This window comes from Glycomyces tritici, from assembly GCF_030403505.1.
In genome coordinates, this window is sequence record NZ_JAUEMJ010000002.1 from 381,095 (window position 1) to 393,436 (window position 12,342).

The 12,342-nt window shown below is 70.8% G+C and carries 12 protein-coding genes; 8 read left to right on the forward strand and 4 right to left on the reverse strand.

The genetic code is table 11. The annotated features are described in order from the left end of the window. Positions 1–135: 135 nt before the first annotated feature. The gene (locus QWI33_RS06950) at positions 136–1,572 is read left to right on the forward strand and encodes an alkaline phosphatase PhoX (RefSeq protein ID WP_289956237.1); all 1,437 of its coding nucleotides are present in this window, start codon (positions 136–138) and stop codon (positions 1,570–1,572) included. A 200-nt stretch (positions 1,573–1,772) separates the two neighbouring features. Here QWI33_RS06950 and QWI33_RS06960 read toward each other — a convergent pair whose 3' ends face one another. Next, positions 1,773–2,084, reverse strand: a complete 312-nt coding sequence (locus QWI33_RS06960; RefSeq protein WP_289956240.1) for a winged helix-turn-helix transcriptional regulator — start codon at positions 2,082–2,084, stop codon at positions 1,773–1,775. A 168-nt stretch (positions 2,085–2,252) separates the two neighbouring features. Here QWI33_RS06960 and QWI33_RS06965 point away from each other — a divergent pair, with 168 nt between their 5' ends. From QWI33_RS06965 to QWI33_RS06985, 5 genes are all read left to right on the forward strand, one after another. Then, positions 2,253–2,549 (forward strand): DUF1330 domain-containing protein, encoded by a 297-nt coding sequence (locus QWI33_RS06965; RefSeq protein ID WP_289956242.1) that lies wholly within the window; start codon positions 2,253–2,255, stop codon positions 2,547–2,549. Between the two features lie 314 nt (positions 2,550–2,863). Next, positions 2,864–3,595, forward strand: a complete 732-nt coding sequence (locus QWI33_RS06970) for an ABC transporter ATP-binding protein (RefSeq protein ID WP_289956245.1) — start codon at positions 2,864–2,866, stop codon at positions 3,593–3,595. Position 3,596: 1 nt separating this feature from the next. Further along, on the forward strand, positions 3,597–4,334 hold the full coding sequence (locus QWI33_RS06975; protein WP_289956247.1) for an ABC transporter permease: 738 nt from the start codon (positions 3,597–3,599) through the stop codon (positions 4,332–4,334). Between the two features lie 9 nt (positions 4,335–4,343). After that, on the forward strand, positions 4,344–4,970 hold the full coding sequence (locus tag QWI33_RS06980) for a TetR/AcrR family transcriptional regulator (RefSeq protein WP_289956249.1): 627 nt from the start codon (positions 4,344–4,346) through the stop codon (positions 4,968–4,970). A gap of 52 nt (positions 4,971–5,022) precedes the next feature. Further along, on the forward strand, positions 5,023–6,039 hold the full coding sequence (locus QWI33_RS06985) for a magnesium and cobalt transport protein CorA (protein ID WP_289956250.1): 1,017 nt from the start codon (positions 5,023–5,025) through the stop codon (positions 6,037–6,039). Positions 6,040–6,052: 13 nt separating this feature from the next. On the opposite strand, the gene QWI33_RS06990 is transcribed toward QWI33_RS06985, so the two are convergent. After that, positions 6,053–6,793: a VIT1/CCC1 transporter family protein gene (locus tag QWI33_RS06990; protein ID WP_289956252.1), complete on the reverse strand. Its 741-nt coding sequence runs from the start codon at positions 6,791–6,793 to the stop codon at positions 6,053–6,055. A 178-nt stretch (positions 6,794–6,971) separates the two neighbouring features. On the opposite strand from QWI33_RS06990, the gene QWI33_RS06995 reads away from it, so the two are divergent. Both QWI33_RS06995 and QWI33_RS07000 read left to right on the forward strand, forming a co-directional pair. After that, positions 6,972–9,413: a DUF4153 domain-containing protein gene (locus QWI33_RS06995; protein WP_289956254.1), complete on the forward strand. Its 2,442-nt coding sequence runs from the start codon at positions 6,972–6,974 to the stop codon at positions 9,411–9,413. Positions 9,414–9,546: 133 nt separating this feature from the next. Beyond that, positions 9,547–10,206 carry a sulfotransferase family protein gene (locus tag QWI33_RS07000; RefSeq protein WP_289956257.1) on the forward strand — a complete coding sequence of 220 codons (660 nt, stop codon included), beginning with the start codon at positions 9,547–9,549 and terminating at the stop codon, positions 10,204–10,206. An 8-nt stretch (positions 10,207–10,214) separates the two neighbouring features. Here QWI33_RS07000 and QWI33_RS07005 read toward each other — a convergent pair whose 3' ends face one another. Together QWI33_RS07005 and mnmA are read right to left on the reverse strand one after the other, a co-directional pair. Then, positions 10,215–11,225: a methionine synthase gene (locus QWI33_RS07005; RefSeq protein WP_289956259.1), complete on the reverse strand. Its 1,011-nt coding sequence runs from the start codon at positions 11,223–11,225 to the stop codon at positions 10,215–10,217. After that, positions 11,218–12,342: a tRNA 2-thiouridine(34) synthase MnmA gene (gene mnmA / locus QWI33_RS07010; protein WP_353895427.1), complete on the reverse strand. Its 1,125-nt coding sequence runs from the start codon at positions 12,340–12,342 to the stop codon at positions 11,218–11,220. Before mnmA ends, QWI33_RS07005 begins: the two co-directional genes overlap by 8 nt.

The following is a 12,342-nucleotide window of genomic DNA, read 5'->3' on the forward strand; positions in this document are numbered from 1 at the left end:
AGCCTTATGCAACCGGTCACCTCGCGTTCACGTCGTGATTGCCTCACTCACCCCGGGGACCGGAAGGATCGGCCGCGTACGGCCCGTACAGCCCCTGAAAACGCCCCCTGAAGCCCCGTCTCGAAGGAGTCCGGCATGGCGACACTCTCGATCGGCGGCTCGAACCGCCGCAGCTTCCTGCGCCGAGGCGCGACCGCCGCCGGTGCGAGCCTCTTCGCGGTCGCCGCGATGGAGGGCCTGTCGATCCGCGCGGCGAACGCGAAGGACGGCGAGAAGGACCGCGGCTGCCCCGACAACGGCGGCTACGGCGAGCTGCGGGAGCGCACGCGCACCGATCCGGAGACCGGGTTCTCGCAGACCCTCTGGCTCCCTGAGGACTTCGACTTCAAGGTGTTCGCGGTGGCCGCGTCCCCGATGCGGGACGGCAACCGCACCCCGCTCGCGCACGACGGCATGGCCTGCTTCCCGACCGGGCGGCGCGGCGAATGGCGGCTCGTGCGCAACCACGAGGAGCGCAACGACCCCGGTGTGGGCGTCCCGGCCGGGAGCATTGCGCATCGCTACGACGTGCTCGCGGGCGGCGGGACCACGACGATGCGCGTGCGCTGGGACCGCGGCGAGCCGCATTTCGAGGAGGCCTGGCAGTCGCTGTCGGGCACGATCGTGAATTGCGCGGGCGGTCCGACCCCGTGGGGTTCGTGGCTCTCGTGCGAGGAGACCACGGCCGGGACGGGCGCCGGCTGGGCGGCCGAGCACGGGTACGTGTTCGAGGTGCCCTCCGCTGCGGAGGGCGAGACGGTGCCGGTGCCGCTCAAGGCGATGGGCCGGTTCGTGCACGAGGCGGTGGCCGTGGACCCGCGCTCGGGCGTGGTCTACGAGACCGAGGACCAGAACACGGCCGGGTTCTACCGGTTCCTGCCGAACGTGCCCGGCGACCTCGCCGCGGGCGGGCAACTGCAGATGCTCAAGATCGCCGACGAGTGGAACTACGACACCCGCACCGGCCAGCGCGCCGGGAAGGGCCTGTACGTGGAGTGGGTGGACATCGACGACCCGGACCCGGCCGATGCCGAGGAGGACCCGCTCGCGGTGTTCAACCAGGGCTGGGCGCGGGGCGCGGCGGTGTTCGGGCGGCTCGAGGGCTGCTTCTACGGCGACGGCGCGGTCTACATCGCGTCCACTTCGGGCGGTGACGAGGGCGAGGGCCAGCTGTGGGAGTACCGGCCTCGCGGGCACAAGGGCGGCACGATCAAGCTGGTGTTCGAGTCGCCTGACGCGGAGCTGCTGTCCTATCCGGACAACATCACGGTCTCGCCGGGCGGGAACCTGATCCTGTGCGAGGACACGAGCCGGGACCTGCCCGCGATGCGGGGCCTGACGCGGGACGGCGAGATCTTCCCGCTGGTGTACCACGAGGGGAGGACCGAGTGGTGCGGGGCGACGTTCTCGCCTGACGGCAAGGTGCTGTTCGCGAACATGCAGGGCGCGACGCGCGGCGAGCTGGGCGATCCGGCGTTGGAGCCGGGGCGCACGATCGCGATCTGGGGTCCTTGGAGCATGGGCGTCCTCTAGGCCGTGTCCGGTAGGTCGCGGAGCCGGTCGACGATCATGGCGACGTGGACAGTGGCGAGGTAGCGGACGGCGGGTTTGTCGTAGCGGGTCGCGAGGGCGCGGTGCTGTTCGAGGCGGGCGATGGTGCGCTCTATCGAGGACCGGTCCCTGTAGCGGTCGGCGTCGAATGCCGGCGGCCTGCCGCCTCGGGCGCCGCGCCGTTAGTCGTCGCCGGCGTCCTCGGCGGCGGTGAGCGGGGCCTCGGCCAGTTCGGCAGCCCACCGCCGCGACCACTCGATGACCGGAGCGAGGGATTCGCGGGCGTCGTGGCCGAGCGCGGTGAGAGTGTAGGCGCCGTCGTGCAGCACCTCGGCGAGCCGAGCCTCTTGGAGCTCTTTGAGCCGCTGCTGTAGGACGCTCGACGACATGCCGTCGCAGCGCCGCTGCAGGAGCCGGAAGCCGAGCGGCTCGTCCCCCAGTTCCCAGATGATGCGCAGGGTCCAGCGGCGCCCGAACAGGTCCAGTGCCGCCATCAACGATCGTCCCGAGGTGGAACCGCGGACCGGCCGGCCCGGCATGGGCGTCGGCGACGCGTTCATGGCCCTCCGTCGACTCTTGTGCTTCGGATTCAGAACCGGTAGTGTCGCACACCGCAGCAATGCTTCGAATTTCGAAGCACTCATTCCGATACTGGAGGTTCCATGTCCAAGGGCTACTGGGTCAGCGTCTACCCGACCATCGAGGACCCCGAAACGCTCAGCGACTACAACGAACTGGCCGGTCAGGCCGTCAGGGCCGCAGGCGGGCGGGTGCTCGCCAGCATCGGCGGCCGGGTCGTCGCACACGAAGCCGGAATCGCCGAGCGCGTCGTCCTGATCGAGTTCGACAGCTTCGAACAGGCGGTCGCCGCATACGAGAGCGAGGTCTACCGGAAGGCACTCGCCGAACTCCCCAGCGGCTTCCAGCGCGACTTCCGCATCATCGAAGGCCGCGACTGACGATCGAGGCCGCGTCGGCGTCGAACACGAGGCCGACCGACGCCGGTATGCCTCCGGCCCATCTATTGCAGCGCAACAGATGCTGCCGGAGGCTTCCTCGATTCCCGAACAGGGCCCAGTACTGCGATGCCCCGGTCCGACTGCGCGCATCGTCCAGTCTTGGCGACGCTTGCGAGCCATCGACGGGCGATTCGCGGTCGGGCCGCTTTTTTGCTGCCCTGAGCAGGTCTTGAGTGGGACACTGGAGGTAATTCACTAGTCGATGAATTCATGGTACGGTGAATTCATCAATCGTTGAATTACTGGAGGCTCCCATGCCACCCACCCCAGCGGCCGCCATCGCGATCGACGACCTCGTCGTCGACCGCGGCGGGCAGCCCGTCCTCAAGAGCGTCTCGACCCGCATCTCGGCCGGGTCCGTCACCGGCCTGCTCGGGCCCTCGGGCTCGGGCAAGACCACGTTCATCCGCGCCGTCGTGGGCACGCAGCGGGTCAAGTCCGGCACCGTGCAAGTGCTCGGCCACCCGGCCGGAACCAAGCCGCTGCGCAGCCGGGTCGCCTACGTGACCCAGGACGCCTCGATCTACCTCGACCTCTCCGTGAAGGCCAATGTGGCCTACTTCGCGGCGCTCTACGGCCGAAGCCGCGGCGAGGCCATGGCCGCCATCGAGCGCGTCGGCATGGGCGGCCACGCGAACAAGCTCGCCGGGAACCTCTCCGGCGGCCAGAAGACCCGCACCTCGCTCGCGTGCGCGCTCGTCATCGAACCGGAGGTGCTCGTCCTGGACGAGCCCACGGTCGGGCTCGACCCGGTGATCCGCGAGGAGCTGTGGGACCAGTTCCGCATCCTCGCGAAGCAGGGGGCGACGCTGCTCGTCTCCAGCCACGTGATGGACGAGGCCGACCGGTGCGACCGGCTCCTGCTGCTGCGCGAGGGCCGCTTCATCGCCGACGACACCCCGGCCGACCTGCGCGCCGCCACCGGCACCGCGAACCTCGAGGCGGCGTTCCTCCACCTCATCCGCGAACTCGAGAAGGCGAGCTGAAATGTCGCTGCGCATCACCTTCATCACCGCCGGGCGCATCCTGCGCCAGCTCCGGGGCGACCACCGCACGGTGGTGCTCATCCTCGCCGTGCCGAGCCTGATGATCGCGCTCATCAGCGCCATCATGGACTCCTCGCCGCAGGCGTTCAATGCGGTCGGGCTGATCCTGCTGGCGTTCTTCCCGTTCATGATGATGTTCATGATCACCTCGATCACGCTGCTGCGCGAGCGCACCGGCGGGACCCTGGAGCGGCTCATGACGACGCCGACGGGGAAGCTCGACCTGGTGGGCGGCTACGCGATCGCGTTCGGTGTGGCCGCCGCGAGCCAGACCGCGATCGCCGCCACGGTCGCGTACGTCCTGCTCGGACTGGAGACGGCCGGCCCGGCGTGGGCGGTGTTCCTCATCGCGATCGTGGCCTCGCTGTTCGGGATGGCGTTGGGGCTGTTCGTGTCCGCGTTCGCGACGACCGAGTTCCAGGCGATCCAGTTCATGCCGGTGTTCGTGGTCCCGCAGCTGCTGCTGTGCGGGCTGATCTGGCCGCGCGACCAGATGGCCGGCTGGCTGCAGGGGGTCTCGGACGCGCTGCCGGTGACCTACGCGGTCAAGGCGCTCACCGAGGTGCAGGTCCATCCCGAGATCACTGCGGACATGTGGGGCGACCTCGCGGTCGTGGCCGCTGCGGTGCTCGTCGCAACGGCACTCGGAGCCGCGACGCTGCGGCGGCGCACGAACTAGGGTGCACTCGTGGCCAGAACGAAGCGCGCCGGACGGCGGACAGGCAATCCCGACACCAGAGCCGAGATCCTGGCCGCCGCCCGGCGGCTGTTCGCCGAAGAGGGGTTCGAATCGATCTCCATGCGGCGCATCGCTTCCGAGGCCGGGGTGGACCCTTCGCTGATCCACCACTACTTCGGGTCGAAGGACGACCTGTTCCTGGCCGCGATCGAGCTGCCCATGGACCCGGCCCCCGAGGTCGCGGCGGTGCTCTCGCAGGGCGGCGTCGAGGGCGCGGGCGGGCGGCTCATGCACGCGTTCGTGACGATCTGGGACGGCCCGCACCAGGACAAGCTCCTCGCCGTGGTCCGCACGAGCCTCTCGAAGCCCGCGATGTCGTTCGTACTGCGGCAGCTGTTCGAGCACCGGATCGTGAAGACCGTGGAGAGCATCCTCGGCGACCAGGTCGACCACGTCCCGGCGCGCGCGAGCTTCATCGCCAGCCAGGTGTTCGGACTGGTCGTGGCCCGGTACATCCTCAAACTCGAACCTGTCGCCTCACTGAGCGCGGACCAGCTCGCAGTGACCGTGGGACCGAACATCGACCGGTACCTGACCATGCCGATCGAGCACCTCTTGGCCGAGAACGAAACGTGAGCCGCGTTCGCGCGGTTCCGGGCCGGGAGCGGCACGCCCCTAGACTGGTCGCATGCCGATCGTCGACAGCGCCATCTACCGCAAGGGCGTGCGCGAGTCGCACCACGTGACCCTCGACCAGACCTTCGAGGACCTCCACGAGCACGGCGGCTTCGCCTGGATCGGGCTGTACCGGCCCACAGAGGCCGAGCTCGCGGCCGTCGCGGAGGAGTTCGAGCTGCACCACCTCGCGATCCACAACGCCACCACCGGACACCAGCGCCCCAAACTCGAGCGGTTCGGCGACAACACGTTCGTGGTCCTGCGCCCCGCCCGGTACCTGGAGGCGACCGAGCAGGTCGAGTTCGGCGAGGTGCACCTGTTCATCGGCCCGAACTTCGCCATCACCGTCCGCCACGCCAAATCCCCGGACCTCGCGCAGGTCCGCAGGCGGCTCGAGGCCGACCCGGACCTGCTGGCGCTCGGGCCGCAGGCGGTCCTGTACGCGGTGCTGGACGAGATCGTGAACGGCTACAACCCGGTCGTCGACGGCATGGAGGACGACATCGACGAGATCGAGGACGAGCTGTTCTCCGGCGATCCCGACGTCGCCCGCCGCATCTACGAGCTGGCCCGGGAGGCCATGGCGTTCCAGCGGGCCACGCACCCGCTCGTGCGGATGTTCCGGTCCCTGGAGGCCGGGTACGACAAGTTCAACGTCGACATCGAGCTGCGGCGGGACATGCGGGACGTGCTCGACCACGTGCTGCGCATCGTGGAGCGCGCCGACACGTTCCGGGCGCTGCTGGAGAACGCGCTCACCGTCCACTCCACCCTCGTGACGCAGGCGCAGAACGAGGAGATGCGCCAGCTCTCGCACGCGAGCATCGAGCAGGGCGACCAGGTCAAGAAGATCTCCTCGTGGGCGGCGATCCTGTTCACGCCGGGCCTGGTGGCCGGGATCTACGGCATGAACTTCACGCACATGCCGGAGCTGTCGTGGGTGCTCGGCTACCCGATGGCCATGGGGCTGATGCTGCTGTCAGCGGGGCTGCTGTACCTGGTCTTCAAGCGGCACAACTGGCTCTAGGTCCGGGCAGGCCCTAGGCCGTGGCGACGCCGAAGGCGGAGCCGATCAGGTAGGTCGCGGCCATCGTGGCCGCGCCGACCGCCATGACCCGCAGCATCGCCTTGCCGCGCGGCGCGCCGCCGAGCTTCGCCGAGGTGAACCCGGTGAGCGCCAGCGCCGCGATGACCGCGACCGCGCAGCCGATGACGCGAATGCCTTGGGGCAGCAAGGTGATCGCCAGCAGCGGCAGGAGCGCGCCGCAGGTGAAGGCGAGGAACGAGGAGAGCGCGGCCTGCCACGGGTTCGTGAGCTCGTCGGGGTCGAGTCCGTATTCGACCACCGCGTGCGCGCGCAGCGGGTTGCGGCGCGACAGCTCGCGGGCCGCGTTCTGGGCGGTCTCCTCGGAGAGGCCGCGGTCCTGCAGGCTGGTGGCGAGTTCGGCCTCGGCGGCCTCGGGCCGCTCCTCGAGTTCGCGCTTCTCGGCTTCGACCAGGCTCGCCTCGGTGTCGCGCTGGGTCGAGACGGAGGTGTACTCGCCGCCGGCCATGGAGAACGCGCCCGCGACGAGGCCGGCGACGCCGGAGACGAGGATCGTCGTCCTGTCGGCGGTCGCGCCGGCGACGCCGATGACGATGCCCGCGACCGAGACGATGCCGTCGTTCGCGCCGAGGACGCCCGCCCGGAGCCAGTTGAGCCGGTTGCCTATCGAGCCGGGGCCGCCGCCGTTGTGGGCCCCGTTCTCGTGTTCGTGTTCGTCGTGTCCGCTTTGCGCCATCACGATTCCAGTGAACCACACGGTTGCACCCGGTGTGAGTTCTCACAAGAGCCAGAGAATTGCGGGGGCTTGGGGGAATTGTCCGCCACTTTCCTGCGACGCTCTGTAGTGGACACTTCCCCTGGTCGACGACGGCCGCTATTGTCGGCACTCCCTCCGAAGAGAAGGGGCTCATTTGATGAGCGATCCCGCTGACTCCCCAGCTCCCAGGCCCGAAGACGCCGAAACGGCGCAGGCCGGCACGCCGAGCGAGACTCCCCAGGATGCGGCGCCGAGCGAAGCGGCCCGGCCCGAGACGCCGATGGGCGACTCCCGCCCCGAAGCCGCTGCGGATCCCGAACCCGTTCCCGCGCAAGCGGCTCCGGAGCCTCCGGCCGCGGCCGAACCGGCTCCCCCGCAAGCCGCTCCGCAGCAGGCCGCCGAAGCCGGGCCCGCCGCGGCACCGGTCGAGCAGGCCCGGTCGACCCGGGCGCCCGCGCACGTCGGCGCACCGCCGCCGCAGGCACCGCAGTATCACCCCGCCGCGCAGCAGACCATCGCCGAGTACCACCGGCAGGCGTACTACCAGCAGCGGCCGCCGCAGCAGATGCTGCCGCCCAACCCGCGCTGGCACCGCCCCGAAGCGGTCCCGAAGCCGGCCGTCGTGGTCCTGGTCGTCGCCGTCGCCCTGTTCGGCGGCTGGGCCGCGTTCCACTCCACGGGCGTCGGCATCGGCCTGTCGCTCACCGGCATCGCCCTCCTGGCCGTGCCGCTGGCCGCGGGCGACCGGGCGGACCTGGTGCCGCGCCTGCCGGGCGCGGTGATCGTCGCGGCCCTGTACGCGGTCGCGGCGATCCGGGACGCCGGCTGGGTCGTGCTCCTGTGCACGGCCGCCGCGGTCGTCCTCACGCCGCTGGTCCTCGCCCCGCAGCGGCGCTTCAGCGGCACCGCGATCACGCTGTTCATGGGCTGGCTCGAAGGCCTGGCCGAAGCGTTCCGCTGGGCCAAGCGGAGCCGCCGCTCCAAAGACGGCGGCCGCGACGGCCGCAACGCCGCCGGCATGCGCAACCTGTGGGTCGCGCTCATCACCGCCGTGCTGCTCGTCGTCTTCGGCGGGCTCTTCGCCGCCGCCGACAGCACGTTCGCCGACCTCGTCGTCAAGCTGCTGCCCGAAGTCGATGCGGCCGAGTTCATCCTGCGGCTGCTCTTCGCCGCGTTCCTCTTCCCGCTCGCGCTCCTGTGGGCCTACACCGCGGTGGCGAAGCCGAACTACGACGCCGCGACCCCCGAGGGCGCGCACCGCACGGTCTCGCGATTCGAGCTTCTGGTCCCGCTGGGGGCGTTGAACCTGCTGTTCATCGCGTTCATCGCGGTCCAACTGCGGGTGTTCTTCGGCGGCGAAGCGTACGTCATGGAGACCAACGGGCTCACCTTCGCCGAGTACGCCCGCAAGGGCTTCTGGCAGTTGAGCTTCGTGGCGGCCCTCGCGCTCGTGGTGATCGCGGTCGCGGCCTGGCTCGCGCCCAAGCGCGCGAAGGCCGACCGGTGGGTGGCCCGCATCCTGCTCGGCACCCTCTGCGTCCTGTCCATGGTAGTCATCGCCTCGGCGCTGTACCGCATGTCCACGTACGCCGAGACCTTCGGCCTCACCCGGATGCGCGTGTGGATCTTCACCGTCGAGATCTGGTTGGCGGTCCTGTTCGCACTGGTCATCGTGAGCTGCTGGAAGCTCCGCGCCACGTGGCTGCCGCGCGCCGCGCTCGCCTCGGGCGCGCTGGCGCTGCTGGGCATGGCCGCGGCGAACCCCGATGCGCTCATCGCCCGCTACAACATCGAGCACGACCGCCTGCTCGACATCGACTACCTCAGCGGGCTCTCCGACGACGCGGTACCCGAGCTCATGGCCCTGGAGGGCGACGAGCGCGACTGCGCGCTCCAGCAGCCGTGGAACGGCGGCGACGGCGACGAGCGCGACCTCATGGCCTGGAACCTCGGCTACCAGCGCGCCGCCGGCATCCTGAAGCGGTACGAAAAAAGCGACCTCTGCGACTCGGACGACGTGTACGGCCTCGGTGAGGACGAGCTCGACGAGGCGTTCGACGACGACCGGTACGGCGACCCGCCGTCCGAGGACGCGCAGCAGACGGTCGCGCCGGAGGACGCCGCGCCCCCGCCCGCAGCCGGGTTCTTCCAGGTCGAGACCTGCGAATCGCTCGACCACGGCAAGACGGGCGAGTGGTTCGGGAGCGAGTTGGGCGAGTTCGGCCTCGAACCGGGCACCTCGGACGCGTTCCTCACCGAGGACTCGCCGGTGACCGCGTGGCTCACCTGCGGGTACTTCAGCAACGGCATCGCGATCGAAGCGAAGCTCGAGTACACGGCGTCCCCGCTCGCGGCCTCGGACCAGGTCCAGAACGCGATCGACGCCCATGGCGACGGCGAGTGGCTCATCCAGGAGCGCACGACCGGCTACGTCCTCTCGCAAGGGGACGGCGCCGAACGCCAGTTCCAGTACTACCGGGCCACCGGCCACCTGATCCTCTACGCGATGGTCACGGGCGTCGCGCGCGACGCGGTGTCCGAGGCGGCCGTCGGCGACCTCACCGGCCAGATGGAGACCCTGTACGCGACGTTTGCCTGAGCGAATGTCCAATGTCACCCTGGGTGGCGCGGCGGCCAGTGAGCTGCCGCGCCGCCCGCCCGCTCGCCGTCCCGTCTAGACGCAAGCGCGCATCACCATTGCCTGTCCCCTTGCGGCCGAATAGTTTCGAACGATGCTGCGAGTAATCGGCGCGGGACTCCCGCGCACAGGAACCATGACCCTCAAGAACGCCCTCGAAACCCTCCTCGGCGCGCCCTGCCACCACATGGCGGAGGTGTTCCGCAACCGCGCCGAGACCGACCCGCCGACCTTCTTGGCCGCCGCGCAAGGCGACTACCCCGACTGGGACGAGCTGTTCGCGGGCTACGCCGCCGCCGTCGACTGGCCGTCATCGGCGTTCTACGCCGAACTGGCCGCGCACTACCCCGACGCCGTCGTCGTGCTCTCCAGGCGCGACGGCTTCGACACCTGGTGGAAGAGCGCCAACAACACGATCCTCAAGGACATGCACGCCGCCGCCGACCTCATCGGCCCGGTTTGGATGAGCATGATCGACGCCATCTGGGACAAGACGTTCGAGGGCGCACCACGCGACGACCGGGACGCCGTGGAGGCCGCGTACCACCGCTACCACGACCGGGTGCGCGAGACGGTTCCCGCCGGGCGGCTGATCGAGTTCGAGACCGGCGCCGGGTGGCTGCCGCTGTGCGAGGCGCTGGACCTGCCGGTCCCCGATGCGCCGTTCCCCTACCTGAACACGACCAAGGACTGGAACGACCGCGCGAACGCGGTGCCGCCCGGCGGAGTGCCCGCGGACGACCGGCAGTCCTGAAGCGAGGGTCAGCCGCGGAGCCGCTCGGCGGCTTCGCGGCTGGCCTCCATGGCGAACCGCGCGTAGTCCGGGCTCGCTCCGGCCATGCCGCACGTGGTCGACACGCTCACCTGCCGCGGCAGCTGCTCGGGGCTGAATCCGAGCCGGTTCCACAGGCCCTGAACGCGATCGGCCGCCTCCTTGGCGATGCCCGGGTGGGGCTTGCCGAGCGCGGGCACCACGCCGGCGATGAGGCGGCCGCCGCCGTCGAGGTACTCCCCCAACGCGTCGACCTTCGGCACGTCGTCGAGGTCCACCAGCGTCAAGTCCACCGAGAGCGCCTGCGCCCCGGCCTCCTGCAGCAGTTTCACCGGCACGTCCGGCGCGCAGCAGTGCACGACCACCGGGACGCCGACCTGCTCGGTCAGCTCCCGCAGCCGCTCGCGCGCGACCTCGACCGGCACGCGGCGGTAGAAGTCCAGGCCCGACTCGGTGTTCACGCGGCCCGCCAGCGCCGCCGGGAGGCTCGGCTCGTCGATCTGGATCGACAAGGCGGCGTTCGGCATCCGCGCCTGCGCGGCCGCGACGTGGTTCCGCAGCCCCTCGGCGAGGGAGGCGGTGAGGTCGGCGACCGCGCCCGGGTCGGCGAGCATCGCGCCGCCGGTGCGCCGCCACAGGTTGGCGGCGAGGGTGAACGGGCCGACGGCGGTCAGGCGGACCGGGCCGCGGGCGTTCACTTCGTGGAGGGCGTCGAGGTCGCGTTCGAGGAAGTCGAGGGCGCGCCGGGCGTCGCGGCCGGGCAGGTCGGCCAGTTCCCAGCGGAACGCCCACCACTGCACGGGCAGGCCTTCGAGGAGGACCGCGCCGCGGCCGATCATGTCCGCGCCGAGGCCGCGGTCGGGCAGCTCGGGCAGGAGGGGCCATTCGGGGAGCTCCCCGAAGACGATGTTGACGGCTTCTCGGGCGTCCGTCCCCGGCATGGAGCCGACGCCCGTGGCGATCCCCGTGGGGAGTGCGGTCTCGACGTCGAGGTCAGGCACGCGCGGCCTCGCCCGGCTCGGCTCCCGCGGCGGCGAGTCCCTCCGCGGCGTCGATCGTGCCGGACGCGAGGACCGCGTCGCCTTGGGCCGCATCGGGGTCGTAGACGACGAGGGCCTGGCCGGCGGCGACGCCGAACGCGGGCTTGTGGAGCCGGGCCGTGAGCCCGCCGTCCTCGGGGGTCACCGTGGCCGGGTAGACCTCGCCGTGGGCGCGGAGCTGGACCTCGGCTTCGAAGGGGCCGGTGCGCTCCTCGGCGAGCCATACAGGCGCGCCGGTGCGGATGCGGTCGACGCGCAGGGCCTCGCGGGGCCCGACCTTGACGCGGTTGTCGACCGGCGTGATCGAGAGGACGTAGCGGGGCTTGCCGTCGGCGGCGGGCCGCTTGAGGCCGAGGCCGTGGCGCTGGCCGATGGTGAACTGGTGGGAGCCGTCGTGGCTGCCGAGGACCTCGCCGGAGGCGGCGTCGACGATCTCGCCCTCCTTCACGCCCAGCTTGTTCTTGAGGAAGCCGGAGGTGTCGCCGTCGGCGATGAAGCAGATGTCGTGGCTGTCGGGCTTCTTGGCGACGGCGAGGCCGCGGGTCTCGGCCTCGACGCGGACCTGGTCCTTCGGGGTGTCGCCGAGCGGGAACATCGATCCGGCGAGCTGGGCCGGGGTGAGCACGCCGAGCACGTACGACTGGTCCTTGCCGGGGTCGACGGCGCGGCGCAGGAGGCCGTCGTCGCCCTTGCGGGCGTAGTGGCCGGTGACGACGGCGTCGAAGCCGAGGGCCATGGCGCGGTCGAGGACGGCGGCGAACTTGATCTTCTCGTTGCAGCGCAGGCACGGGTTCGGGGTGCGCCCGGCCGCGTACTCGGCGTAGAAGTCCTCCACGACGTCCTCGTGGAAGCGCTCGGCCATGTCCCAGATGTAGAAGGGGATGCCGATGACGTCGGCGGCGCGGCGGGCGTCGCGGGAGTCCTCGATCGTGCAGCAGCCGCGGGCCCCGGTCCGGTAGGTCTGGGGGTTCTTGGACAGCGCCAGGTGGACGCCGGTGACGTCGTGCCCGGCCTCGACGGCGCGGGCGGCGGCGACGGCCGAGTCGACTCCGCCGCTCATGGCGGCCAGTACTCGCAG